Source organism: Streptomyces sp. NPDC096339, from assembly GCF_044762985.1.
GTDB lineage: Bacteria > Actinomycetota > Actinomycetes > Streptomycetales > Streptomycetaceae > Streptomyces.
On record NZ_JBIWFI010000054.1, the window covers coordinates 26,549 to 48,344 of the forward strand.

General features: G+C 72.9%; 24 protein-coding genes and 1 tRNA gene. 15 read left to right on the forward strand and 10 right to left on the reverse strand.

Annotated elements, in window-relative coordinates; all coding sequences use genetic code 11:
* The first annotated feature begins 18 nt into the window (after positions 1-18).
* The 3 genes from ACIQ5Y_RS37840 to ACIQ5Y_RS37850 all read left to right on the forward strand — a co-directional run bounded on the left by ACIQ5Y_RS37840 (position 19) and on the right by ACIQ5Y_RS37850 (position 3,895).
* Positions 19-879: an ABC transporter ATP-binding protein gene (locus ACIQ5Y_RS37840; protein WP_403891413.1), complete on the forward strand. Its 861-nt coding sequence runs from the start codon at positions 19-21 to the stop codon at positions 877-879.
* The gene (locus ACIQ5Y_RS37845; protein ID WP_403891416.1) at positions 876-1,910 is read left to right on the forward strand and encodes an ABC transporter permease; all 1,035 of its coding nucleotides are present in this window, start codon (positions 876-878) and stop codon (positions 1,908-1,910) included. Before ACIQ5Y_RS37840 ends, ACIQ5Y_RS37845 begins: the two co-directional genes overlap by 4 nt.
* Positions 1,911-2,614: 704 nt before the next feature.
* The gene (locus ACIQ5Y_RS37850; protein WP_403891419.1) at positions 2,615-3,895 is read left to right on the forward strand and encodes a DUF1906 domain-containing protein; all 1,281 of its coding nucleotides are present in this window, start codon (positions 2,615-2,617) and stop codon (positions 3,893-3,895) included.
* Here ACIQ5Y_RS37850 and ACIQ5Y_RS37855 read toward each other — a convergent pair.
* From ACIQ5Y_RS37855 to ACIQ5Y_RS37870, 4 genes are read right to left on the reverse strand one after another with little or no spacing between them, the layout of a single operon-like run.
* Complete coding sequence (locus ACIQ5Y_RS37855) at positions 3,888-4,403, reverse strand: pyridoxamine 5'-phosphate oxidase family protein (RefSeq protein WP_403891421.1); 516 nt, start codon at positions 4,401-4,403, stop codon at positions 3,888-3,890. The two genes, ACIQ5Y_RS37850 and ACIQ5Y_RS37855, sit on opposite strands and share 8 nt — an antisense overlap.
* Before the next feature lie 35 nt (positions 4,404-4,438).
* A complete protein-coding gene (locus ACIQ5Y_RS37860; RefSeq protein ID WP_403891424.1) occupies positions 4,439-5,167 on the reverse strand; it encodes a vWA domain-containing protein in 729 nt (242 codons plus the stop codon).
* Between the two features lie 15 nt (positions 5,168-5,182).
* Positions 5,183-6,439 (reverse strand): acyl-CoA dehydrogenase family protein, encoded by a 1,257-nt coding sequence (locus tag ACIQ5Y_RS37865; protein WP_403891426.1) that lies wholly within the window; start codon positions 6,437-6,439, stop codon positions 5,183-5,185.
* The gene (locus tag ACIQ5Y_RS37870; RefSeq protein WP_403891429.1) at positions 6,436-8,046 is read right to left on the reverse strand and encodes a FadD3 family acyl-CoA ligase; all 1,611 of its coding nucleotides are present in this window, start codon (positions 8,044-8,046) and stop codon (positions 6,436-6,438) included. Before ACIQ5Y_RS37870 ends, ACIQ5Y_RS37865 begins: the two co-directional genes overlap by 4 nt.
* 99 nt (positions 8,047-8,145) lie before the next feature.
* On the opposite strand from ACIQ5Y_RS37870, the gene ACIQ5Y_RS37875 reads away from it, so the two are divergent.
* Positions 8,146-8,691: a flavin reductase family protein gene (locus ACIQ5Y_RS37875; protein WP_403891432.1), complete on the forward strand. Its 546-nt coding sequence runs from the start codon at positions 8,146-8,148 to the stop codon at positions 8,689-8,691.
* Here ACIQ5Y_RS37875 and ACIQ5Y_RS37880 read toward each other — a convergent pair.
* Positions 8,601-9,218, reverse strand: coding sequence for a helix-turn-helix transcriptional regulator (locus ACIQ5Y_RS37880; protein WP_403891482.1), 618 nt, complete (start codon positions 9,216-9,218; stop codon positions 8,601-8,603). The two genes, ACIQ5Y_RS37875 and ACIQ5Y_RS37880, sit on opposite strands and share 91 nt — an antisense overlap.
* A gap of 107 nt (positions 9,219-9,325) precedes the next feature.
* On the opposite strand from ACIQ5Y_RS37880, the gene ACIQ5Y_RS37885 reads away from it, so the two are divergent.
* Genes ACIQ5Y_RS37885 through ACIQ5Y_RS37895 form a run of 3 tightly spaced genes read left to right on the forward strand, consistent with a single transcriptional unit; the run spans position 9,326 to position 12,060 of the window.
* On the forward strand, positions 9,326-10,453 hold the full coding sequence (locus ACIQ5Y_RS37885; protein ID WP_403891435.1) for an LLM class flavin-dependent oxidoreductase: 1,128 nt from the start codon (positions 9,326-9,328) through the stop codon (positions 10,451-10,453).
* A 3-nt stretch (positions 10,454-10,456) separates the two neighbouring features.
* Positions 10,457-11,188, forward strand: coding sequence for an SDR family NAD(P)-dependent oxidoreductase (locus tag ACIQ5Y_RS37890; protein WP_403891438.1), 732 nt, complete (start codon positions 10,457-10,459; stop codon positions 11,186-11,188).
* Positions 11,185-12,060 (forward strand): alpha/beta hydrolase, encoded by an 876-nt coding sequence (locus tag ACIQ5Y_RS37895; RefSeq protein ID WP_403891441.1) that lies wholly within the window; start codon positions 11,185-11,187, stop codon positions 12,058-12,060. Before ACIQ5Y_RS37890 ends, ACIQ5Y_RS37895 begins: the two co-directional genes overlap by 4 nt.
* A gap of 2 nt (positions 12,061-12,062) precedes the next feature.
* On the opposite strand, the gene ACIQ5Y_RS37900 is transcribed toward ACIQ5Y_RS37895, so the two are convergent.
* Positions 12,063-12,138: transfer RNA gene (locus ACIQ5Y_RS37900), tRNA-Ser, on the reverse strand.
* Between the two features lie 67 nt (positions 12,139-12,205).
* On the opposite strand from ACIQ5Y_RS37900, the gene ACIQ5Y_RS37905 reads away from it, so the two are divergent.
* Complete coding sequence (locus ACIQ5Y_RS37905; protein ID WP_403891444.1) at positions 12,206-12,760, forward strand: hypothetical protein; 555 nt, start codon at positions 12,206-12,208, stop codon at positions 12,758-12,760.
* Positions 12,761-12,803: 43 nt separating this feature from the next.
* Positions 12,804-13,157: a hypothetical protein gene (locus ACIQ5Y_RS37910; protein ID WP_403891447.1), complete on the forward strand. Its 354-nt coding sequence runs from the start codon at positions 12,804-12,806 to the stop codon at positions 13,155-13,157.
* Positions 13,158-13,164: 7 nt separating this feature from the next.
* Here ACIQ5Y_RS37910 and ACIQ5Y_RS37915 read toward each other — a convergent pair whose 3' ends face one another.
* Complete coding sequence (locus tag ACIQ5Y_RS37915; protein ID WP_403891450.1) at positions 13,165-13,629, reverse strand: hypothetical protein; 465 nt, start codon at positions 13,627-13,629, stop codon at positions 13,165-13,167.
* A gap of 89 nt (positions 13,630-13,718) precedes the next feature.
* Between ACIQ5Y_RS37915 and ACIQ5Y_RS37920 the strand changes: the two genes are divergently transcribed.
* On the forward strand, positions 13,719-14,441 hold the full coding sequence (locus ACIQ5Y_RS37920) for a class I SAM-dependent methyltransferase (RefSeq protein WP_403891453.1): 723 nt from the start codon (positions 13,719-13,721) through the stop codon (positions 14,439-14,441).
* A 56-nt stretch (positions 14,442-14,497) separates the two neighbouring features.
* Positions 14,498-14,854 (forward strand): YrdB family protein, encoded by a 357-nt coding sequence (locus ACIQ5Y_RS37925; RefSeq protein WP_403891456.1) that lies wholly within the window; start codon positions 14,498-14,500, stop codon positions 14,852-14,854.
* Here the strand turns inward: ACIQ5Y_RS37925 and ACIQ5Y_RS37930 are convergent.
* The 3 genes from ACIQ5Y_RS37930 to ACIQ5Y_RS37940 are packed head-to-tail and all read right to left on the reverse strand — an operon-like array spanning position 14,836 to position 17,821.
* The gene (locus tag ACIQ5Y_RS37930; RefSeq protein WP_403891458.1) at positions 14,836-15,816 is read right to left on the reverse strand and encodes an acyl-CoA dehydrogenase family protein; all 981 of its coding nucleotides are present in this window, start codon (positions 15,814-15,816) and stop codon (positions 14,836-14,838) included. The two genes, ACIQ5Y_RS37925 and ACIQ5Y_RS37930, sit on opposite strands and share 19 nt — an antisense overlap.
* Positions 15,816-16,961 carry an acyl-CoA dehydrogenase family protein gene (locus ACIQ5Y_RS37935; protein ID WP_403891461.1) on the reverse strand — a complete coding sequence of 382 codons (1,146 nt, stop codon included), beginning with the start codon at positions 16,959-16,961 and terminating at the stop codon, positions 15,816-15,818. The genes ACIQ5Y_RS37930 and ACIQ5Y_RS37935 overlap by 1 nt, the downstream gene beginning before the upstream one ends.
* Positions 16,961-17,821, reverse strand: coding sequence for an enoyl-CoA hydratase (locus ACIQ5Y_RS37940; protein ID WP_403891464.1), 861 nt, complete (start codon positions 17,819-17,821; stop codon positions 16,961-16,963). Before ACIQ5Y_RS37940 ends, ACIQ5Y_RS37935 begins: the two co-directional genes overlap by 1 nt.
* A gap of 46 nt (positions 17,822-17,867) precedes the next feature.
* On the opposite strand from ACIQ5Y_RS37940, the gene ACIQ5Y_RS37945 reads away from it, so the two are divergent.
* Genes ACIQ5Y_RS37945 through ACIQ5Y_RS37960 form a run of 4 tightly spaced genes read left to right on the forward strand, consistent with a single transcriptional unit; the run spans position 17,868 to position 21,597 of the window.
* Positions 17,868-19,013: an acyl-CoA dehydrogenase family protein gene (locus ACIQ5Y_RS37945; protein WP_403891467.1), complete on the forward strand. Its 1,146-nt coding sequence runs from the start codon at positions 17,868-17,870 to the stop codon at positions 19,011-19,013.
* On the forward strand, positions 19,010-19,795 hold the full coding sequence (locus ACIQ5Y_RS37950; RefSeq protein WP_403891470.1) for an SDR family oxidoreductase: 786 nt from the start codon (positions 19,010-19,012) through the stop codon (positions 19,793-19,795). The genes ACIQ5Y_RS37945 and ACIQ5Y_RS37950 overlap by 4 nt, the downstream gene beginning before the upstream one ends.
* A 15-nt stretch (positions 19,796-19,810) precedes the next feature.
* A complete protein-coding gene (locus ACIQ5Y_RS37955; RefSeq protein ID WP_376660222.1) occupies positions 19,811-20,425 on the forward strand; it encodes a TetR/AcrR family transcriptional regulator in 615 nt (204 codons plus the stop codon).
* Positions 20,426-20,439: 14 nt separating this feature from the next.
* Positions 20,440-21,597, forward strand: coding sequence for an acetyl-CoA C-acetyltransferase (locus tag ACIQ5Y_RS37960; protein ID WP_403891473.1), 1,158 nt, complete (start codon positions 20,440-20,442; stop codon positions 21,595-21,597).
* The last annotated feature ends 199 nt before the right edge of the window (positions 21,598-21,796 follow it).

Here is a 21,796-nt window from a genome sequence, read left to right on the forward strand (position 1 = left end):
GAAGACCGAAGAGGGGTAATGGCCGCAATATTGGAAGCCCACGCACTGGGCAAGCGGTACGGCCGCAAACAGGCACTGTCCGACTGCACGCTGAGCCTGCCGGCCGGGCGGGTCATCGGCCTGGTCGGCCCGAACGGGGCCGGGAAGTCAACCCTGTTGCAGCTGGCCTGCGGGCTGATCGGCCCGACTTCCGGCAGCATCGAGGTGCTCGGCGGACGGCCCGCGTCCGGGCCCGAGCAGCTCGCCAAGGTCGGGTTCGTCGCCCAGGACACGCCCACGTACGCGGGGCTGTCCGTCGCCGACCACCTGAAGCTGGGGGCCCGGCTCAACCCGGGATGGGACGCCGCTCTCGCCGAGGAGCGGATCCGGCAGCTCGGCCTCGACCCCGGGCAGAAGACCGGGAAGCTTTCCGGCGGGCAGCGCGCCCAGGTCGCCCTGACCCTCGCCGTGGCCAAGCGGCCCGAGCTGCTGCTCCTCGACGAGCCGGTCGCGGCTCTGGACCCGCTGGCCCGGCGGGAGTTCCTGCAGAGCCTGATGGAGTACGTCGCCGAGCACGGCACCACCGTCGTGCTCTCCTCGCACCTGGTCTCCGACCTGGAGCGGGTCTGCGACCACCTGGTCTCGCTCGTGGCCTCCCGCGTCCAGGTGGCGGGGGACGTCGACGACCTGCTCGCCACGCACTTCCGGCTCACCACGGCACGCCGGGACGCGGCCACCCTGCCCGAGACCATGCGGGTCATCCAGGAGACCCACACCGAGCGGCAGAGCACCTTCATCGTGCGGGCCGACAAGCCGGTCCAGGACCCGTCCTGGGTCCTCGAACCGCTCGCCCTGGAGGACCTGGTCCTCACCTACATGACCCGGGAGAACCAGCGATGATCTGGCTGACCTGGCGCCAATACCGCGTCCAGACGCTCGTGGCCCTCGCGGCACTCGCCGCAGTGGCGATATTCCTCCTGGTCACCGGCTTCCAGATGCGCGACCTCTACGACAGCACCGTCGCGCACTGCGGGGACGACTGCGGGAGCGCCAAGAACGCGCTGGTCGTCGACTACCAGAGCCTCACCTACTACGTCACGAGCCTCCTGCTCGCCGTCCCCGGCATCATCGGGCTCTTCTGGGGCGCCCCGCTGATCGCCCGCGAACTGGAGACCGGCACCCACCGGCTCATCTGGAACCAGACCATCACCCGCGGCCGCTGGCTCGCGGTCAAGCTGGGGGCCGTCGGCCTGGTCGCGGTCGCCGTCACCGGGCTGCTCAGCCTCCTGGTGACCTGGTGGGCGAGCCCCATCGACCGGGTCAACCTGGACCGCTTCACCGCCCTGATGTTCAGCGGCCGAAACATCGTTCCCCTCGGCTACGCGGCCTTCGCCTTCACCCTCGGAGCCTGCGCCGGGCTGCTGATCCGGCGCACCGTGCCGGCGATGGCCGCGACGCTCGTCGCCTTCGTCGCGGTCCAGATCCTCGTACCCTCCGCGCTCCGCCCGCACTTCGTGACCCCGGAGCACACCGACGTCGCACTCAGCTCCCTCGTCTCGGCGCCGGCCGGGGACGGCGGGGAGTCCGGTGCGTCCTCGGGTGGCTGGAACGCGAACAACGTCCAGCTGAAGGGCACCGGCGACGACGCCTACCTGCGGGTCGGGGTCCTCAAGCCGGGTGCCTGGGTCGTGTCCGATCCCGCCGCGGTGCTGGACGCGTCCGGCAAGGAGGTGCGCGGTGCACGCGGCTGCGCGGACCGTGACACGGACCCCTTCAAGTGCTTCGCCACCTCGGACCTCCACATAGAGGTCGACTACCAGCCCGCCGACCGCTACTGGACCTTCCAGTGGATCGAGACGGGCGTCTTCCTCGCGCTCTCCGGGTTGTTGGCCGGCTTCTGCGCGTGGTGGCTGCGGCGGCGGCCGGCCTGACGGGTCGGGTTGGGGGAGAGGGGCGGCCGAAGCCAACGCAACTGGCTTCGGCCGCCCTTCCCGTCTGACCATACCGAGTCGGATTCACCCGTGCGGGTGACGTTGTCGCCGGGTGCGGGTCCGTTGCCGGGGCTCTGCCCCGGGCCCCGCGCCTCAATCGCCGGCGGGGCTGGGTTTTGCCGGCCGGGGCCTCGGTCGTGCGGGTTCTGCGCGTGTCCCGGCGGGGCGTCTCCTCGTCCTCGCGCCTGCGGGCACCGCTTCGACACGTCGGGGTGGTTGTGCGCTCGTCCTGCGGGGACGCCCGACCGTGCCCCCGCTCCGCCCCCGCGGGCCAAGACCCCGCCCGGGCAGGAGCGGATCATCGGGGTGCGGTCCGCAGGCCGGCGCCACTGGCCTGCCCGGGCGGGGCGGGAGTGTGCTGTTGGGGTGGGGGTCCGCAGGAGGGTCCCCGCAGGACGAGCGCGCAACCGCGCCGAGCTGTCTTGCGGTGGCCGCAGGCGCGAGGACGAGGAGACACTCCGGAGGGCCGCCGCCCCAACCGGGCCGGTCCCGCTCCAGGACACCCTCCAGCCTCGCCGGCGTTTGAGGCGCGGGGGCGCGGGGGCGGAGCCCCCGGAACGGCGCCGCACCCGGTAGGCCATACGGGCATGTCGGGGGCCGATGCGTGCAGTTGGGGCGGTGCACCTCTGGTAACAGTGGGTCACATGCCCACCCGAACGATGCTGAGCGCGCTCCTCGGTGCCTCGCTGCTGATCCCCGTACCGCCCGCCGCAGGCGCCGGCGCCGACACGCGGAGCGTCGAGTACCGCGGACTCCGGATCGCCGTCCCGGCGAACTGGCGGGTCGTCGACCTCGACCGGGATCCCCGCGCCTGCCTGCGCCTCGACGTTCCCACCCTGTACCTCGGCCACGCCAGCACCCAGGCGACTTGCACCGGCCGGGCCGTCGTCCGCCGTGCCGACACCCTCCACCTCGAACCCCTCGACGGGGCCCCGCCGCGCGCCGACATCCCGACCGTCGGGGACTTGGCCGCGCCGGCGCCCCGGACGGACAGCAACGAGCTGCGGTACGTGCTGCGACAGGCGGGGGTCGTGGCCACCGTGTCCTACGGGGACGCGCCCGACACCGTGCGAGGGATCCTCGCGCGGGCCCGTACCGCCGTGGCCGAGGGCCGTCCCCTGGACGTCGTCGTACCCGCCGTGGTCGCCGACGGGGCGAAGGCCCAGGCGCCCTTCACCGGCGAGGGCTTCGACGCCTGCACCGCCCCGACCCAGCGGACGATGGACACCTGGAAGGCGGAATCCCCCTTCGGCGCCGTCGGCATCTACATCGGCGGTCGCGCCCGGGCCTGTGCCCAGCCGCAGCTCACCGCCGAGTGGGTCACGCGGCAGGCCGGGGCCGGCTGGCACCTGATGCCGATCTGGGTCGGCCCGCAGCCCTGGCACAGCTCCAGTACCGGCCTGTCCACCGACCCCTCCGAGGCCGACGAGCAGGGCCGCGCCGCCGCCGAGGGCGCGGTGGACGCCGCCCGCTCGCTGGGGCTCGGCGCGGGCACGGTGCTCTACAACGACCTGGAGAACTACACGGACCGCGCCACCTGGGACGCCCCGGTCGTCGCCTACCTGACCTCCTGGACGGTACGGCTGCACGAGCTGGGCTACCGCTCCGGCGCCTACGTCTCGGCGAGCTCCGGCTCCAAGGCGCTGAGCGCCCACCACCACCAGGCCCCCGAGGCCATGCCGGACGTGCTGTGGGTGGCCCGGTGGAACGGCGCGGCGTCCGTGACGGACGCGGACCTGGGGCTGCCCGCGGGCACCCCCCAGTGGTCCGGGCGGCGCCGGGCGCACCAGTTCCGAGGGGACCACGACGCCTCGTACGGCGGGGTCACGCTGAACATCGACCGCAACTGGGTGGACGTCGACCCGTCCGTGTTGGGGGGAGGGGGCGGGATCCTTCCGCTTCCCGTGCCGCTGCCGCTCAGTTAGCGGGTGCCGGGTCCTCGCGCGGGGGCTCGTCGTCGTTGCCCCGGCGCAGGGTGCGTACGCCGTGTGCCGGGGTCCACGCGTGGATGACCAGTTCGTCGCCCTGCACGGTGGTGCGGACGACTTCGGTCAGGTCGGCGTAGAAGAGGTGGAAGGGGTGCGGGGTGTCCGTCTCCTCCGCGTACCGGTGCAGCTCGGGCGGGTCCACCAGTTCCAACGCCCGCCCGGAGATCCGTACGTCCCCGGCCCGCATCTCCTCTCCCGAGCCCGGGTTCGAGTGGAGGGCGAAGCGCGGGTCGTGCTGGAGGTCCCTGGCCTTCATCGAGCCCGGCATCATGCCCAGCCACAGCTCCCCGCCCCGGATGTCGACGTTGAGTCCGGCCACCCGGGGCGAGCCGTCCTTGCGCAGGGTGGCCAGGACGTGGTGCGGGTACTGCGCGAAACGGGCCTGGACGGCCGCCGCGAACTCCGGTTCCGCCTTCTCGAAGACTGCCCAGCTGGTGTGCGTCATACGTCCATCAAAGCGCGGGCGCCGGCGGTCTCAGGTCAGGCGCGCACGATCCCCGAGGCGCGGGCCGCCGTCAGCCAGGTCGGGAACTCGCCGACGAGGCGGTCGTACAGCTCCGAGTCCGGGACCTTGCGAGGGTCCTCGCCCGCGTGGAAGTAGCCCGCGTTGTCCACCACGCGGCGGTCCGGGACCGGCAGTTCGTCCAGGCGGCGCAGGAAGTCGAACTGGGAGCTGCGGGTGTTGCCGAAGCCGACGAACTGCCAGAAGAGGGGGAGGGGGGACGCCTTGCACAGGTACTTCTCGGCGGCGAGCTTGTTGATCGGGCCGCCGTCGGTCTGGAAGACGACGAGGGCGGGTGCCGTCGAGCCGGAGTCCTGGTAGTGGTCGATCACCGCGTCCATGGCCGCGTGGTAGGAGGTCTTGCCCATGTGGCCGAGGCGGGAGGCGATCTCGGTGACCCGGCCTTCGTGGCCCGCGAGGGAGATCTCCTCCACCGCGTCCACGTCGGTGGAGAAGAAGACCACGGGCACGCGGGCGTCGTCGTCCAGGTGTGCGGACAGGCCCAGTACCCGGTCGGCGAGGGCCTGGACGCTGCCGTCCGCGTAGTACGGCTTCATCGACCCGGAGTAGTCCAGGACGAGGTAGACGGAGGCGCGCCCGTCCTCCATGCCGTGTTTGCGCAGTGAGACCCCGGCGCTCTTGTAGAGGCTCACGAGCGCCGGAGCCGTTTCTTCGACCTTGCGGAGGTTTATCGCACTGCGCGTCATGCGCCCGAGGGTACGTCAGGTTGCTCTGGTGTAGTCGAGTTGGGCCGCGAGCCGGGCCCGGTGGGCGGCGGGGGAGCCGAAGAGCAGGGCCGAGCCGTGGGCGCGTTTGAAGAACTCGTGCGCCTCGTGCTCCCAGGTGATGCCGATGCCGCCGTGCAGCTGGATCATCTCCCCGGCGACGTACGAGTACGCCTGCGAGCACGCCGACTTGGCGGCGGCCGCCAGGTGGGGCGGGGCGTCGGCCGCCGCCGCGGCGAGGGCCATCGAGCGGGCCGATTCCACGGCCGCGTACATGTCGGCGAGCCGGTGCTTCACGGCCTGGAAGGAGCCGATGGGCCGGCCGAACTGGTGCCGGTCCTTCGCGTACCGGACCGTGGACTCCAGCGCCCGTGCGGCGGCTCCCGCCTGTTCGGCGGCCAGCGCCGTGCAGGCCAGGTCCCGCACCCGGGCCAGGACTCCGGCGCCGTCGGGCGAGAGGAGCCGGGCCGGGGTGCGGTCGAGGGTCAGCTCGGCGAGGGGCCGGGTGCGGTCCATGGTGGCGCGGGCGGTGTAGGCGGTGGGCGGGGCGGTGAGCTCGAACAGCCCGAGGGGACCGGCGGTGCCGTTGCCCTGGGCGGCGGGCGTGGTGGCGCTGTCCTGGCCGGACGTGTGGGAGGGTGCGGGGCCGTTGGCCATGGTGGCGAAGACCAGCACCAGTCCCGGTTCGGCCGGACCGGCCAGGACGTACTGCTTGCTGCCCGTGAGCAGCCACCCGTCCCCGTCCGGCTCCGCCAGGGTCGCCATGTGGGCTGCCTCCCAGCCCTCGGGGCGGGGGCCGGGGTTCGCGAACGGGCCCGCGCCGCGGCCCGCACCCGCGTCGGCGTGTGGGCGTGAGGCGGCGCCCGGCGCTGCGCCAGGGGCCGCGCCCCCGTCCGGCCCCCCGCGAGGGGGCTCCGCCCAGGCGAGGGCGCCTACCAGGGAGCCCTCCGCCAGGAGCGGGAGGTGCTTCGTACAGGACTCCGCGTGGCCCGCGGCCAGCAGGGCCTGGACCGTCAGGACCGCCGAGCCCAGGTACGGGACCGGGCTCAGGGCGCGGCCCAGTTCAGACATGACCACGCCGACCTCGGCGGGCCCGCAGCCCAGGCCGCCGTACTCCTCGGGGACCGCCAGCGCGGCAGCGCCCACCTGGGCCGTCAGCGGGGCCCAGGCCTCGTGGCCGGGGTGGCGGGTGAGGACCGCGCGTACCGCGTCGCGGAGTTCCACCTGCTCGGGCGTCCATTCCAGGCCCCTCATGAGCCTTCCCCCCGAGCCGCGCGCCGCAGCTGCGCCTTCATCAGCTTGCCGCCCGCGTTGCGCGGGAGTTCCGCCACCAGGTGGAAGCGCCGCGGGACCTTGAAGTTGGCCAGCCGCTCCCGGCTCCAGGCCGTCAGTTCCGCGGCCGTGACGGGCGGGCCGGCGGTGACCACGTACGCCACCCCCACCTCGCCCAGCCGCTCGTCCGGGGCCCCGACCACGGCCGCGTCGGTGACGGCCGGATGGGTCAGCAGCACGTTCTCCACCTCCGCCGGGTAGGCGTTGAACCCGCCGACCACGTACATGTCCTTCAGCCGGTCGGTGATGGAGAGGTAGCCGCGGGCGTCCAGGACGCCGATGTCCCCGGTGCGCAGCCAGCCGCCCGGCAGCACGGCCTCCGCGGTGGCCGCGGGGTCGTCCAGGTAGCCGGGGGTGACGTGGTAGCCGCGGACCTGCACCTCGCCCGGTTCCCCCGTCGGCAGCACCTCGCCCAGCGGGCCCGCGATCCGTACCTCGGTGTCGGGCAGCGGCAGGCCGACGGTGTGGGCGACCGTACGGGCGTCGGCGTCGGTGGGGCAGACGGAGACGACCCCGCCGGATTCCGTCAGTCCGTACGCGGTGAACACGTCGGGCGCGCCCAGGACGGAGCGGATCTCCTCGACCAGGGCGGTGGGGACCGAGGCCGCTCCCGTCCCCGCCAGCCGCAGCGCCGACAGGTCGTGCGCCGCGAGCTCCGGGTGGCGGATCAGGCCGTGGAAGACGGTCGGCGGGCCCATCAGGCAGGTCACGCGTTCGGCGGCCATCCGGGTCAGGATGCGGTCGGTGTCGTAGACCGCCTCCGGGAGCATCGTCACCCCGCGCAGCAGGCAGGCGAGGACCCCGGCCTTGTAGCCGAAGGTGTGGAAGAAGGGGTTGACCAGCAGGTACCGGTCCCCGGGGCGCAGGGTGACCAGCTCGGACCAGGAGGCGTAGAGCCGCAGGGTCTGGCCGTGGGTGGTCATGACGCCCTTGGACCGGCCGGTGGTGCCGGAGGTGTAGAGGATGTCGCTGAGGTCCCCGGGGCGGATGCGGTCGGCGCGGGCGAGCCGCTCCGCCTCGGTGACGGACTCCCCGCCGGCCAGGTACGCCTCCCAGGACTCGGGGCCGCTCCCGCCACGCAGGACGACGGTGGAGCCGAGCGCCCCGAGGTCCTCGCCGGAGGCGTGCAGGTCGTGGACGTAGTCCGTGCCGAGGAACCCGCGCTCGGTGAAGAGCACGCGGGCGCCGCTGCGCCGGATGACGTCGGCCGCCTCGGCGGGCTTGTAGCGGGTGTTGACGGGGACGAGGACCGCTCCCGCGCCGACCGCGCCCAGCGCGGCGGCGATCCACTGGCGGCTGTTGGGGGCCCAGATCGCCACCCGGTCCCCGGGCCGGATGCCGTGCGCGATGGCCGCGCGGGCGGCGGCGGCGATCTCGGCGGCGAGCCGGGTGAAGGTCCAGCGGACCTCTCCGTCGGCGAGCGCCTCCTGATCGCCGTAGGCGGCGGCCGCGTACTCCGGGAGCCGGGCCAGCGTTGCGGGCGGCGACGGCGCGGCGGACGGAGGTGGCACGGCGGGTGGCGGTGGCATCGGACGAACCCTCCCTACTTGACGAGCGAGCGTGGGCGGTATCCAATCACAGGTGTTTCGGTTAGGCATATACCTAGTAGAAATATTTGGAGGCTCCCCATGGAGACCCAGACCCTCAAGTCGGTCCTGGCCAGCTTCTGCACCGGCGTCGCCGTCATCACGGCGTGCGAGGGCGACGGCCGCCCCGTCGGGATGGCCGTGCAGTCCTTCTCATCGGTTTCGCTGGACCCGCCGCTGGTCTGCTTCTGCCCCGCCCGCACCTCGACCACCTGGCCGAAGATCCGCGCCGCCGGCGCCTTCGCCGTCAACATCCTGGCCGCCGACCAGCGGGAGCTGTGCCGCGGCTTCGCGGTCACGGGCGGCGACAAGTTCGCCGGGGTCCCCTGGCGGGCGGGCGGCAACGGCGCGCCCCTGCTCGACGGGGTGCTCGCGAGCGTCGAGTGCGACCTGGAGGACGTACTGGACGGCGGCGACCACGAGATCGCGCTCGGCAGGGTCACCGCCCTGACCGCGCACCGCGCCGGCGAGCCGCCGCTGCTCTACTTCCGGCGCGCCTACGGGCGCTTGCCGCGCTCGCCCCGCTCGGCGGCCAGCGTCTCGATGTCCTCCAACATGGCGGCCGCGAGGTCGCGCTCGGAGGCGTAGTACCGCTCGGCCCACTTGAGCGTGAGCGTCGGGTAGGCCCAGGCCGACTCGTCCTGTGCGCCCTCCACGTCGGCCACCGCCCGCCGGCGCATCTTCTCCGCGAACTCCTGGTGCCGGCCCAGCACTTCCCGCATCTGCTCGGGCTCCAGCAGGTGGCCCAGCCACAGCCGCAGCATCGGCCCGTGCTTGAGGACGGGCGGATCGACCGGGGCCTCGCGGGCCCATTCCCGTACGGCGGTCATGCCTTCGTCGGTGATCCGGTACACCCGCTTGTCGCGGGTGCCCGTGTCCTGGCTGACCATGCGCGAGGAGGCGTAGCCGGCCTTCTCCAGGCGCTTGAGCTCGCTGTAGATCTGGCTGAAGGACGGGCTCCAGTAGAAGAAGCGCAGCGACCAGTCCGACCACTTCTTCAGGTCGTAACCGGAGAGCTCCTCCCCGAAGGAGAGCAACCCGAGCACCGCCCAGCTGGTCGCCGGGAGCGTGCGCTTGTTCGCCTCGTCTGTCGTCTCGTCTGCCACGCAGCGCAGTCTACGACCGGTCCCGCCGCGCCCTTCCCCCCGAGGGGTATGACTGCTAGAAGTATTCCTAATCGAAATACCGAGATGCCGAATCTCCCGGATGGAGGGACCTCCCCGTGAAGTTCTCGATGATCTTCGAGGCCCAGCTCGTCGACCCGACCCCGGAGCGCGAGCGCCAGGTCATCCACGACTGCGTCGAACAGGCCGTCCTCGCCGAGGAGATGGGCTTCGACCGGATCTGGGCCGTCGAACACCACTCCCTGACCCAGTACGCCCACATGAGCGCCTCCGAGATCTTCCTCACCTGGGTGGCCGCCCGGACGCAGAAGATCCGCATCGGCCACGGCGTCGTCACCATGCCCTTCGGCTACCAGCACCCGGTACGCGTCGCCGAGCGCGCCGCGATGCTCGACGTCCTCTCAGGAGGCCGCGTCGACATCGGCGCCGGGCGCGGCGCCACCCGCCAGGAGATGTCCATGTACGGGGTGAAGCCCGAGGACACCTACCCGCAGATGGAGGAGGCCCTGCGGATCTTCGCCGCCGCCTGGCGGGAGCCGGAGTTCGAATGGCACGGCTCCCTCGACATCGGCCCCGGCGCGATCCTGCCCCGCCCGGTCCAGGACCCGCACCCGCCGCTCTTCATGGCCTGCTCCAAGCACGACACCCTCAAGCTCGCCGCCGAACTCGGCATCGGCGCCCTGGTGATGGGCTTCGCCGGCGCCGACGACGTCCGCGCCATGCGCAAGGTCTACGACGAGGCCATCGCGACCCGCACCGGCGAACGCCTCGTCTCCACCGAGGTCAACGACCACCTCTCCGCCCTCTGCCCGACCATCGTCCTCGACGACGCCGAACGCGCCCTGCGGCTCGGCACGCGCGGACAGCGCTTCTTCGCCGAATCCATCGCCCACTGGTACGGCAACGCCCCCGCCCCGACCGGCTACGCGGAGGACGAGGACCACGTCGCGGCGCTGGCCCAGGGCCGCGAGGAACTCGTCGCCAAGCTCCACGAGGCCAGCATCCCCGCCCGGCCCGTCGACACCGGCACCTACAACGCGGAGCACGCCTACGGCAGCGCCGAGACCGCCATCGCCTACGTCGAGCAGCTGCGCGAGATCGGCGTCGACGAGGTGATGTGCCTGATCCAGATGGGTACGGTCCCGCAGGAGGCCTGCCTGGAGACCATCCGCCAGTGGGGCGAGAAGGTCATCCCGCACTTCCGCGCGATGGAATCGGAGCGCTGAGCCATGGGAATCTCCCTCGAAGGCAAGGTCGTCGTCGTCACCGGAGCCGGACGCGGCCAGGGCGCCGCCGAGGCGCGCCTGTTCGCCGAAGCCGGGGCGCGGGTCGTCGTCACGGACGTACGGGAGGAGGAGGGCCGGGCGGTCGCCGCCTCGCTGGGCGACCAGGGCCTGTTCGTACGGCACGACGTGACCGACGCCGCGAGCTGGGCCGGTGTCGTCGAGGCCGCGGTATCGGCCTTCGGCACGGTCTCGGCGCTGGTCAACAACGCGGCCCTGTGGCGCACGGCCCACGTGGAGAAGCAGTCCCCGGAGGAGTTCGAGACCCTCCTGCGGGTCAACCTGCTCGGGCCGTTCCTCGGCATCCAGGCGGTGGCACCCGTGCTGCGGGCGGGCGGGGGCGGCTCGATCGTCAACATCTCCTCCACGGCCGGACTGGTCGGGATCCCGGGCCACGCCGCCTACGGATCCAGCAAGTTCGGGCTGCGCGGACTGACCCGGTCGGCGGCGCTGGACCTGGCCGGGGACCGGATCCGGGTCAACTCGGTGCACCCGGGGGCCATCGACACCCCGATGGTGGCGGAGGCCGTCGCCGGCCGCGACTGGTCGCACGTACCGCTCGGGCGGATGGGGCGGCCGGAGGAGGTCGGGGAACTGGTGCTCTTCCTCTGCTCCGACGCGTCCTCGTACGTGACGGGCACGGAGTTCACCGTCGACGGCGGGATGACGACGGCATGAGCGACCTGCTCTCACCGGCGGCCAAGCGGTTCTGCGACGCGATGACGGCCGGCTTCCCGGGGCCGGGTGATACGGCGGCCCTGCGGGCGGCCGCCGTGCCCGGGCCGCCGGGCCCTGCCGTGGCCTCGGTGTACGACACGGTGGCCGACGGGGTCCCGGTCCGGGTCTACGACCCCGAGCCGGGCGCGGACGGCCGCCCCCTGGTCGTGTTCCTCCACGGCGGGGGCTGGGTGATGTGCGGGCTCGACACCCACGACGCGCTGTGCCGCACGCTGGCGGCGGCCTCGGGCGCGGTGGTCGTCTCCGCGGACTACCGGCTCGCCCCGGAACACCCCTGGCCGGCGGGGCCGGATGACGCGCTGACCGTACTGCTGTGGGCGCGGGCCGAGGCCGAACGGCTGGGCTGCGACCCGGACCGGGTGGTGCTGGCGGGGGACTCCAGCGGCGGCAACCTGGCCGCCGTGACCGCCCTGCGCGCGCCCGGACTCGCGGCGGGCCAGCTGCTGTTCTATCCGCCGCTGGACGCGTCGATGGGTTCGGCGTCGGTGGAGACGTACGCGGAGGGCTACTTCCACACCGCCGCGCACATGGCCTGGTACTGGGACCAGTACGGCGGCGACCCGGCGCACCCGCACGTCTCGCCGCTCCACGCACCCGACCTGGCGGGCCTGCCGCCCGCGCTGATCGTCCTCGCGGACTGCGACGTGCTGCGCGACGAGGGCCTCGCGTACGGGCGCCGGCTGGCGGCGGCGGGCGTGGACTGCACGGTCCAGCTCCACCCGGGCGTCTTCCACGGCTTCCTGGGACTGCCGCTGCCGGCGGGAGCCGCCGCGTTGCGGGCGGCCGCGGCGTGGGTGGCCGCGGTGGGGTAGGGGGCGGGGCGGCCGGATTCGAACCGGCGTCCTCCGCATTAGCAGTGCGGCGCAACGACCTCTGTGCCACGACCCCGCCCTTGTGCCGGATCCTAGGGCCGCCCCGACCGGCCCGCACCCGGATATCCCCCGGCATGATGTGTCCATGGCCAAACTGCCGATACGGAGACTGCCGGGGGCGTTGCTCCGCAACTGCCTGCTCCTCGCCGCCGAGTTCGGTGCCATCTGGCTGCTGCGGGGCCCCGGGGGCGCGTGGATCCCCGTCCTGCTCGCCGTCTTCGTCATCGGGGCCGCCGTACCGCACGGCACCGGAGCCGAGTTCATGGCCCGCACCGTCGTCGCGATCGTCGCGGTGGGGGTCGCGTGGGTCGGCGGGACCACCTGGGACCGGCACACCCTCCACGACCGCGGCCGGGAGGAGGTGGCGGTGGTGGCCTCGCGGACCACGGTGCAGGACGGCTCCTCCCTCAAGCCGTCCCTGCGCGTGCGCACGCAGGCGGGCCGGGACCTGCCCGGCCCGCTGTCCATGGACCTCGCGGTCGGCGCCCGCCTCGCGGTGACGGCGGACCCCGACGGCCCGGCCTGGTCGCCCGGCCCCCGCCCCTCCGAACCGCTCTGGCAGGCAGCGGCCACGGCCGCCCTCCTCCTGTTCCAGACCGCCCTGGTGGGCCGGCTCTCCCTGCGCCGCCCCCGCGCCTGAAACCCGCTGGTCAGCGGGGTGTCCCGGCCCCTAGGGTCGCGGCATGTCCACCACGACCACCCTCTGGCGCCCCACCGGCCCCGTCGAGCTCGACCTGGTCCGCGCCCTCGACTGGCGGGCCTGGCCGCCGCGCCTGCCCGAGCAGCCGATCTTCTATCCGGTCCTGAACGAGGACTACGCGATCCGCATCGCCCGCGACTGGAACGTCAAGCACGACGGGGCGGGCTTCGTGACCCGCTTCGAGGTCGACTCGGAGTTCCTCGCCCGCTACCCGGTCCAGCAGGCCGGCGGCCGGACCATCCTGGAGCTGTGGGTCCCGGCCGAGGAGCTCGACGAGTTCAACCGGCACATCGTCGGAAGCATCGAGGTCGTGCACGAGTTCCGTCCGGGGGACTGAACCGGGGTTACTTCTTGATGATGTACGAGCAGCCCTTGGCGGTCGTGACGCCGTCGCTCTCGGCGACCTTCTTGCCGTCGACCGTGATGGAGCAGGGAGCCTGCTGGAGCTTGCCGTCGGCGCCCGTGATCGAGCCCGGGACCACGCTCACCAGGTAGCCCACCTTCTGCTCCGTGGCGGTGAGTTCGGCGGTGCCGGACTTCTTCCACGGCAGGGTCTGCTGCTCGAAGCCGCTGTCGAGGCCGCTGTACATGACGGGCGTCCTGCCCGTCCCGCCGACCTCCAGGGTCACCTCGTGCGTCGCGCCGCCGGCCTTGGCCGCCGGCGCGGAGGACACGGGGGCGGCGCTCTGGGAGGCGGCGGGCTTCCCGTTGTCGGCGGCGGGCTTCGGGGCGTCGCTTCCGCAGCCGGTGAGCAGCACCGCAGCCGCCGCCGCGCACAGCATCGTCATCCCGGTCGTCGTGCTTCGCATCTTCCCTGTACCTCGTTCTGCGTCGTTCGTCGTACGTCCGTTCACCAGGGACGCCATCGGATCCTTTGCCGGTTCCCTAGGTTGGGATCATGACGAAACGAGCCCGCTCCTTCGACTCCGCCGCCGCGCTCTACCGCGCGAGCCGGCCCGGCTATCCGCCCGCCCTCTTCGACGCCGTCGAGGACCTCGCGGGGCGACCTCTCGCCGGGGCGCGCGTGGCCGACGTGGGGGCCGGGACCGGGATCGCCACCGCGCTGCTGCGGGAGCGCGGGGCCGAGGTGCTCGCCGTGGAGCCCGGCGACGGGATGGCCGCCGAGTTCCGGCTCGCGAACCCGGGGATCCCGGTCGTACGAGGGGACGGGGACCGGCTGCCGCTGGCGGACGCCGCGTTCGACTTCCTCACGTACGCCCAGGCCTGGCACTGGACCGACGCCACCCGGTCGGTCCCGGAGGCCCGCCGCGTGCTGCGGCCCGGCGGCGCGCTCGCGCTCTGGTGGAACGACCTGGACACCACCGTCCCCTGGATCGCCGAGCAGGACGAACGGCTCCGCGCCTTCTTCGGGGCCACCGGGCTCCCCACCCGGGAATCCCTGGGAGGGCTGGAAGTCGCCACTCGCGAGGTGCGGTGGTCCCGGCGGATCCCCCTCGCCATGCACCTCTCCAACACCGCCAGCCACTCGGCGTTCCTGCTGCTCGGAGAGGACGGCACCCGCGCCTTCCTCGACGCCGAACGCAAGCGGCTGGAGCACCTCTTCCCGGACGGCACCGTCGAGGAGTGCTACGTGGTCTCGCTGAAGGTCGCCGTCATGTGAGACGGCCCCCGGTAATCGGTGGACGCCCCGGGGCCGGGTCCGCCAGGTTGTGCCGCATGAATCCCATCCTGCGGCTCTTCTTCCTCGCCAACGAGGGCCTCGCCTTCTTCCTGGAACTCGCGGCCCTCGCCGCCCTGGCCCGGTGGGGTTACACCCGGGACATCGGCCGGGGCTGGTCCATAGGCCTCGCCGTGGCCGCCCCGCTCGCCGCCGCCGTGCTCTGGGGCATGTTCGCCGCCCCCAAGGCCACCTTCGACGTCCCGCTTGCCGTCCAGATCGCCGTGAAGGTGCTGGTGTTCGGGTCCGCCACCCTCGCGCTGTACGCGTCCGGGTGGCGGACCGGGGCCCTGTGGTTCGGCGGGATCGTCCTGTTGAACAACGCCCTGGCGGTCTACTACCGCTCCCGCGGCTGAAGGACCTCCGCCCGGCAGGCCGACGGCGTGCCCCAGGCGTCCCGCAGCGGGCGGGCCTTGCGCAGCCACAGGGAGAGGTCGAGCTCCTCCGTGTAGCCGACGGCGCCGTGCAGCTGGAGGGCGGTCATGGCGGCCGCGTACGCCGCCTCGCCCGCGGTGAGCTTGGCCGCCGCCACGTCCTCCGGGGACAGGCTCAGCGCCGCCGCCCACAGCAGCGGCCGGGCGAACTCCAGCCCCAGCAGGGTGTCCGCCAGGCGGTGCTTGACCGCCTGGAAGGAGCCGATCGGGGTTCCGAACTGGGTGCGCTGCTTCGCGTACTCCACCGTCCGGGCCAGCAGCGCCTCGCCGACGCCCAGGCACTGGGCCGCCGTCAGCAGCCGGGCCCACCGCCCGGCCGTCTGCGCCGCCGCCGTGACGGCCGGGCCGGCCGCGAGGAGTTCGCCGCCGGGCGCCGGGACCGAGAGCCTGCGGGCCGGGTCAAGGGAGGTCACCGCCTCCCCGCCCTGCGTGAGGCGCAGTTCGCCCGCCTCCGACACGGTGAAGCAGTACGTCGCCGCGTCCGCGTCCAGTGCGTACGGACTCCCGCCCGGCAGGGTCAGCGTCGCCGAGGCCCCGCCCCCGGCCAGCCCGGGCAGGAAGCGCTTCGCCGGCCCCTCGTCACCGAGTTCGCAGAGCAGTACGGACACCGCCGCGCTCTCCACCACCGGACCCGGCACCCCCGCCCGGCCCAACTCCACGAAGCCCAGGGCCAGCTCCAGCGGCAGCAGGCCCGCGCCGTCGTACTCCTCGGCCGCCGCCAGCGCGAACAGGCCCGTCTCCGCGAGGCGGGACCACACCGCCCGCCCCGGGCCGTGCTCGCCGTCCGCCCAGGCCCGTACCGCCGCCGGCACCTCGGCCGCCCCCAGCAGGGAGCGCACCGTACGGGCGAAGTCCGACTGCTCGTCGGTCAGCAGGAAACGCATCAGCGGCGGCCCTTCGGGAGGCCGAGCAGCCGCTCGGCGATGATGTCGCGCTGGATCTCGTTCGTGCCCGCGTAGATCGGCCCGGCCAGCGAGAACACCCACGGCTCGGCCCACTCGCCCTCCGCCAGCTCCGCGTCCGCGCCGAGCAGGTCCAGGGCCGTCTCGTGCAGGGCGATGTCGTACTGGGACCAGAACACCTTGTTCAGGCTGGACTCGGCGCCGATGGTCTCGCCCGCCGCGAACCGGGAGGCGTTGGCCCAGGTGAACAGCTCGTACGCGCGCGCCCCGACCACCGCGTCCGCCACCCGGTCCCGCAGCGCCGTGTCGCAGGGGTCGCCGGCCGTCTCCCACAGCTCCCGCAGCCGGCCGGCGGCCGCGAGGAACCGGCCGGGGGAGCGCAGGGTGAGCCCGCGCTCGTTGCCCGTGGTCGACATCGCGATCCGCCAGCCCTGTCCCGGCTCGCCGATCACGTCCTCGTCCGGTACGAAGACCTGGTCCAGGAAGAGCTCCGCGAAGGCCGGCTTGCCGTCGAGGCGGCCGATGGGCCGCACCGTCACCCCCGGCGCGCGCAGGTCGAACATCAGGTACGTCAGACCCTGGTGCGGCTTCGGGGCGTCCGGGTCGGTGCGGAAGATGCCGAAGGCCCGGTCCGCGAAGGCGGCCCGCGAGGACCAGGTCTTCTGTCCGGACAGCAGCCAGCCGCCCTCCGTGCGCACCGCCCGCGACTTCAGCGAGGCCAGGTCGGAGCCCGACTCCGGTTCCGACCAGGCCTGCGCCCAGATCACCTCGCCGCTCGCCATGGAGGGCAGCACCCGGGCCCGTTGCTCGTCCGTCGCGTGGTCGAAGAGGGTCGGCGCGAGGAGGTTGATGCCGTTCTGGGAGACCCGGCCGGGCGCGCCCGCCGCCCAGTACTCCTCCTCGAACACCAGCCACTTCACGATGTCGACGCCCCGGCCCCCGTACTCCTCGGGCCAGGACACCACCGACCACCGGTCGGCGTGCAGCAGCGCCTCCCACTCCCGGTGGGCTGCGAAGCCCTCCTCCGTCTCCAGGGAGGGCAGGGGGGCGGCGGGCACGTGGGCGGCCAGCCAGTCCCGAGCCTCGGCCCGGAAGGCCTCCACTTCCGCGCTCTGCGTCAGGTCCATCACGTGTTCGCCTCCTTCATCGCGGCTATGTTCATGCCGCCGAGCGAGTCCGCCGCGGTCTCCGCGTTGTGGGCGTGCGCCAGGTGGTGCAGGCCGAAGACCGAATCCATGCCGGTGTGCAGGCCCTGGAGGTCTTCGGCCTGGTTGACGGCCCGCTTGGTCAGGGCCAGGCCGAAGCCGGGCATCTCGGCGACGCGCAGGGCGAGGCGGGCGGTCTCGTCCGCCAGGTCGGACCGCTCCACGACCCGGTTGACCATGCCGATCTCGTACGCCCGGCGGGCCGGCATCCGGTCGCCCGTGTAAAGGAACTCCTTCGCGATCCGCGGGGGCATCGCCCACGGGTGCGCGAAGTACTCGACGCCGGGGATGCCCATCCGCACGACCGGGTCCGCGAAGAAGGCGTCCTCGCTCGCCACGATCAGGTCGCAGACCCAGGCCAGCATCAGCCCGCCCGCCACGCAGGCCCCCTGCACCGAGGCGATCACCGGCTTCGGCAGCTCCCGCCAGCGCCGGCACATCCCCAGGTACACCTCCGACTCACGGGCGAAGCGGGATTCGGCGCCCGAGCGCTGCGAGTGGTCCCACCACAGCCCGGCCCGCCGCTCGAAGGGCAGGTGGGCGTCGCGCTCGGGGGTGCCGATGTCGTGGCCCGCGGAGAAGTGCTCGCCGGCCCCGCCCAGGACGACCACCTTCACCTCGGGGTCGTCGGCGGCGCGGTAGAAGGCGTCGTCGAGGGCGTACGTCATCGCGCTGTTCTGCGCGTTGCGGTAGCGGGGGCGGTTCATGGTCACGTACGCGACCGGGCCGCGGCGCTCGTAGAGCACGGGGGTGTCGTGGGTGTCGCGGGTGTCGTCGGGCATCCGTGGATCCTTCCCTAACAAGTGTTTGGTAGGTTAACGTACGGCCATGAGCAGCGTCGAGGAGTTCCGCACCGAGGTTCGGAGTTGGCTACGGGCCCACCTCACCGGCGAGTTCGCCGCCCTCAAGGGCCGCGGCGGACCGGGCCGGGAGCACGAGGCCTTCACCGAACGCCTCGCCTGGGAACGACACATGGCCGCCCACGGCTGGACCTGCCTCGGCTGGCCCGTCGAACACGGCGGCCGCGGCGCGAGCACCGAGGAACAGATCGCCTTCCACGAGGAGTACGCCCTCGCGGACGCCCCCGCCCGCGTCAACCACATCGGCGAACAGCTCCTCGGCCCCACCCTCATCGACCACGGCACCGAGGAGCAGAAGCGCCGCTTCCTGCCGCCCATCCGGGCCGTCGAAGAGCTCTGGTGCCAGGGCTACAGCGAACCCGACGCCGGCTCCGACCTCGCGAACGTCCGCACCCGCGCCACCCTCCGGGACGGGGAGTGGATCGTCGACGGACAAAAGACGTGGACCTCGCTCGCCCACGAGGCCCAGTGGTGCTTCGTCGTCGCCCGCACCGAACCGGGCTCGCGCCGCCACGCGGGCCTGTCCTACCTCTTGGTCCCCATGGACCAGCCCGGGGTGGAAGTGCGGCCCATCGTCCAGCTCACCGGCACCTCCGAATTCAACGAGGTCTTCTTCGACGGAGCCCGCACCGACGCCGCCCACGTCGTCGGCGCCCCCGGCGACGGATGGAACATCGCCATGGCCACCCTCGGCTACGAACGCGGCGTCTCCACCCTCGGCCAGCAGGTCGGCTTCCGCCGCGAACTCGAAGCCCTCGCCGACCTCGCCCGCACCAACGGCGCCATCGCCGACCCGCTGATCCGCGACCGCCTCGTCCAGGCCTGGATCGGCCTGGAAACCATGCGCGCCACCGCCCAGCGCCCCACGGCGCCCTCCGTGGCCAAGCTGTACTGGGCCCGCTGGCACCGCGACCTCGGCGAACTCGCCATGGACGTCTGCGGAGCCCCCTCGCTGCTCGCGGCGGGCGCGCACGGGGACCCGTACGACCTCGACGACTGGCAGCGGCTCCACCTCTTCTCCCGCGCCGACACCATCTACGCGGGCTCGGACGAGATCCAGCGCAACCTCATCGCCGAGCGGATCCTCGGCCTTCCCAAGGAGGTACGGGCGTGAACACCCCCACCTACGTCCCCGGGCACGACCTGCTGAAGGGCCGCACCGCCGTCATCACCGCGGCCGCCGGAGCCGGCATCGGCGGCGCCACCGCCCGCCGCTTCCTGGAGGAAGGCGCCCGCATCGTCATCAGCGACGCCCACGCCCGCCGCCTCAAGGAGACCGAGGACGCCCTCGCCGCCGAGTTCGGCGCCGACCGCGTCACCTCCCTCCCGTGCGACGTCACCGACGAGGAACAGGTCCGGGCCCTCTTCGCGCTCGCCGAACAGACCCACGGCGCCCTCGACATCGTCGTCAACAACGCCGGACTCGGCGGCACCGCGAACCTCGTCGACATGACCGACGAACAGTGGGGCCGCGTCCTCGACGTCACCCTGAACGGCACCTTCCGCTGCACCCGCGCCGCCATGCGCTCCTTCAAGGCCGCCGGGACCGGCGGAGGAGTCATCGTCAACAACGCCTCCGTCATAGGCTGGCGCGCCCAGACCGGCCAGGCCCACTACGCCGCCGCCAAGGCCGGGGTGATGGCACTGACCCGCTGCGCCGCCCTGGAAGCCGCCGAGTTCGGCGTACGGATCAACGCGGTCGCCCCGAGCCTGGCCATGCACCCGCACCTGGTGAAGGTCACCAGCGAGGAACTCCTCGCCGAACTCACCTCCCGCGAGGCCTTCGGCCGGTACGCCGAGCCCTGGGAGGTCGCCAACGTCATCGTCTTCCTGGCCTGCGGCTACTCGTCGTACATGACGGGCGAGACCGTCTCGGTCAGCAGCCAGCACGCGTAGCCGCAGAATGGGCCCGTGCCAACGAACAAGAAGAAGCCGCAGGTGACTGCCTCACCCGAGCGGCGCCGGGAACTCCTCGACACCGCCGCCGAGGTCTTCGCCGCGCAGGGCTACAACGCCACCACCGTCCGCAAGATCGCCGACGCCGCCGGAATGCTCGCCGGCAGCCTCTACTACCACTTCGATTCCAAGGAATCGATGCTCGACGAGATCCTCTCGGCCTTCCTGAACGAGCTGTGGGAGGGGTACGACACCGTCCTCGCCGCCGGTCTCGGCCCCAGGGAGACCATCGAGGCCCTCGTCACCGAGTCCTTCCGGGAGATCGACCGGCACCGTGCCGCCGTCGCCATCTACCAGAAGGAATCCCGCACGCTCTCCGCGCAGCCCCGCTTCCACTACCTGTCCGACTCGCAAGTGAAGTTCGAGAAGGCCTGGCTGGGGACGCTGGAACGCGGGGTCGCGGCCAAGGTCTTCCGCGCCGACCTCGACATCCGCCTCACCTACCGCTTCGTGCGCGACACGGTGTGGGTGGCGGCGTCCTGGTACCGGCCGGGCGGACAGCACAGCCCCGAGGAGATTGCCCGCCAGTACCTGTCGATGGTGCTGGACGGGATCGCCCTACGCACCTAACCCAAGGAGTCCCGATGCCCGAGGCCTACATAGTCGAAGCGGTCCGCACCCCCGTGGGGCGGCGCAAGGGCGGCCTGTCCGCCGTCCACCCCGCCGACCTCGGCGCGCACGTCCTGAAGGCGCTGGTCGAACGCTCCGGGGTGGACCCGGCCGCCGTGGAGGACGTGGTGTTCGGCTGCCTCGACACCGTCGGGCCGCAGGCGGGCGACATCGCGCGGACGGCGTGGCTGGCGGCCGGCCTGCCGGAGGAGGTGCCGGGCGTGACGGTGGACCGCCAGTGCGGATCCTCGCAGCAGGCGGTGCACTTCGCGGCGCAGGGCGTCCTGTCCGGAACCCAGGACCTGGTGGTCGCGGGCGGCACCCAGAACATGTCGATGATCCCGATCGCCTTCGCCTCCCGGCAGGCGGCGGAACCGCTCGGCTTCACCGAAGGCCCGTACCTGGGCTCGGAAGGCTGGCGGGCCCGCTACGGCGACGCGCCGGTCAACCAGTTCCACGGCGCGCAGCTGATCGCGGAGAAGTGGGGCATCACGCGCCGTGACATGGAGGAGTTCGCGCTCCGCTCCCACCAGCGGGCGCTGCGGGCCATCGACGAGGGGCGCTTCGAGCGCGAGACGGTGGCGTACGGGGACGTGACCGTGGACGAGGGCCCGCGGCGGGACACCACGCTGGAGAAGATGGCGACGCTGAAGCCGGTCGTCGAGGGCGGCACCATCACCGCGGCCGTCTCCTCGCAGGTCTCCGACGGCGCGGCGGCGATGCTGATCGCCTCGGAGCGCGCGGTCCGCGAACACGGCCTGCGGCCGCGCGCCCGGATCCACCACCTCTCGGTGCGGGGCGAGGACCCGATCCGCATGCTGTCGGCGCCGATCCCGGCGACGGCGTACGCGCTGAAGAAGACCGGCATGTCCCTGGCCGACATCGACCTGGTCGAGATCAACGAGGCGTTCGCGCCGGTGGTCCTGGCGTGGCTGAAGGAAACGGGCGCGGATCCGGAGCGGGTGAACGTGAACGGCGGAGCCATCGCACTCGGCCATCCCCTGGGCGCGACCGGCGTCAAGCTGATGACCACCCTCCTCCACGAACTGGAGCGGACCGGGGGCCGGTTCGGCCTCCAGACCATGTGCGAGGGGGGCGGCCAGGCGAACGTCACCATCATCGAGCGGCTGTAGCCCACCGGGTGCGGGTCCGCTGCCGGGGCTCTGCCCCGGGCCCCGCGCCTCAATCGCCGGCGGGGCTGGGTTTTTGCCGGTCGGGGCCCCGGCCGTGCGGCCCGCTGCGCGGTGTCCCGGCGGGGCGTCTCCTCGTCCTCGCGCCTGCGGCCGTCGTGAAAGTGCTGAGGGTGGTTGCGCGCTCGTCCTGCGGGGACGC

Bases quoted from the DNA above. Each gene is read 5' to 3' on its own strand.
- ACIQ5Y_RS37840 (WP_403891413.1), top strand. From the start codon at position 19: ATGGCCGCAATATTGGAAGCCCACGCACTGGGCAAGCGGTACGGCCGC.
- ACIQ5Y_RS37845 (WP_403891416.1), top strand. From the start codon at position 876: ATGATCTGGCTGACCTGGCGCCAATACCGCGTCCAGACGCTCGTGGCC.
- ACIQ5Y_RS37850 (WP_403891419.1), top strand. From the start codon at position 2,615: ATGCCCACCCGAACGATGCTGAGCGCGCTCCTCGGTGCCTCGCTGCTG.
- ACIQ5Y_RS37855 (WP_403891421.1), bottom strand. From the start codon at position 4,403: ATGACGCACACCAGCTGGGCAGTCTTCGAGAAGGCGGAACCGGAGTTC.
- ACIQ5Y_RS37860 (WP_403891424.1), bottom strand. From the start codon at position 5,167: ATGACGCGCAGTGCGATAAACCTCCGCAAGGTCGAAGAAACGGCTCCG.
- ACIQ5Y_RS37865 (WP_403891426.1), bottom strand. From the start codon at position 6,439: ATGAGGGGCCTGGAATGGACGCCCGAGCAGGTGGAACTCCGCGACGCG.
- ACIQ5Y_RS37870 (WP_403891429.1), bottom strand. From the start codon at position 8,046: ATGCCACCGCCACCCGCCGTGCCACCTCCGTCCGCCGCGCCGTCGCCG.
- ACIQ5Y_RS37875 (WP_403891432.1), top strand. From the start codon at position 8,146: ATGGAGACCCAGACCCTCAAGTCGGTCCTGGCCAGCTTCTGCACCGGC.
- ACIQ5Y_RS37890 (WP_403891438.1), top strand. From the start codon at position 10,457: ATGGGAATCTCCCTCGAAGGCAAGGTCGTCGTCGTCACCGGAGCCGGA.
- ACIQ5Y_RS37895 (WP_403891441.1), top strand. From the start codon at position 11,185: ATGAGCGACCTGCTCTCACCGGCGGCCAAGCGGTTCTGCGACGCGATG.
- ACIQ5Y_RS37905 (WP_403891444.1), top strand. From the start codon at position 12,206: ATGGCCAAACTGCCGATACGGAGACTGCCGGGGGCGTTGCTCCGCAAC.
- ACIQ5Y_RS37910 (WP_403891447.1), top strand. From the start codon at position 12,804: ATGTCCACCACGACCACCCTCTGGCGCCCCACCGGCCCCGTCGAGCTC.
- ACIQ5Y_RS37915 (WP_403891450.1), bottom strand. From the start codon at position 13,629: ATGCGAAGCACGACGACCGGGATGACGATGCTGTGCGCGGCGGCGGCT.
- ACIQ5Y_RS37920 (WP_403891453.1), top strand. From the start codon at position 13,719: ATGACGAAACGAGCCCGCTCCTTCGACTCCGCCGCCGCGCTCTACCGC.
- ACIQ5Y_RS37925 (WP_403891456.1), top strand. From the start codon at position 14,498: ATGAATCCCATCCTGCGGCTCTTCTTCCTCGCCAACGAGGGCCTCGCC.
- ACIQ5Y_RS37930 (WP_403891458.1), bottom strand. From the start codon at position 15,816: ATGCGTTTCCTGCTGACCGACGAGCAGTCGGACTTCGCCCGTACGGTG.
- ACIQ5Y_RS37935 (WP_403891461.1), bottom strand. From the start codon at position 16,961: ATGGACCTGACGCAGAGCGCGGAAGTGGAGGCCTTCCGGGCCGAGGCT.
- ACIQ5Y_RS37940 (WP_403891464.1), bottom strand. From the start codon at position 17,821: ATGCCCGACGACACCCGCGACACCCACGACACCCCCGTGCTCTACGAG.
- ACIQ5Y_RS37945 (WP_403891467.1), top strand. From the start codon at position 17,868: ATGAGCAGCGTCGAGGAGTTCCGCACCGAGGTTCGGAGTTGGCTACGG.
- ACIQ5Y_RS37960 (WP_403891473.1), top strand. From the start codon at position 20,440: ATGCCCGAGGCCTACATAGTCGAAGCGGTCCGCACCCCCGTGGGGCGG.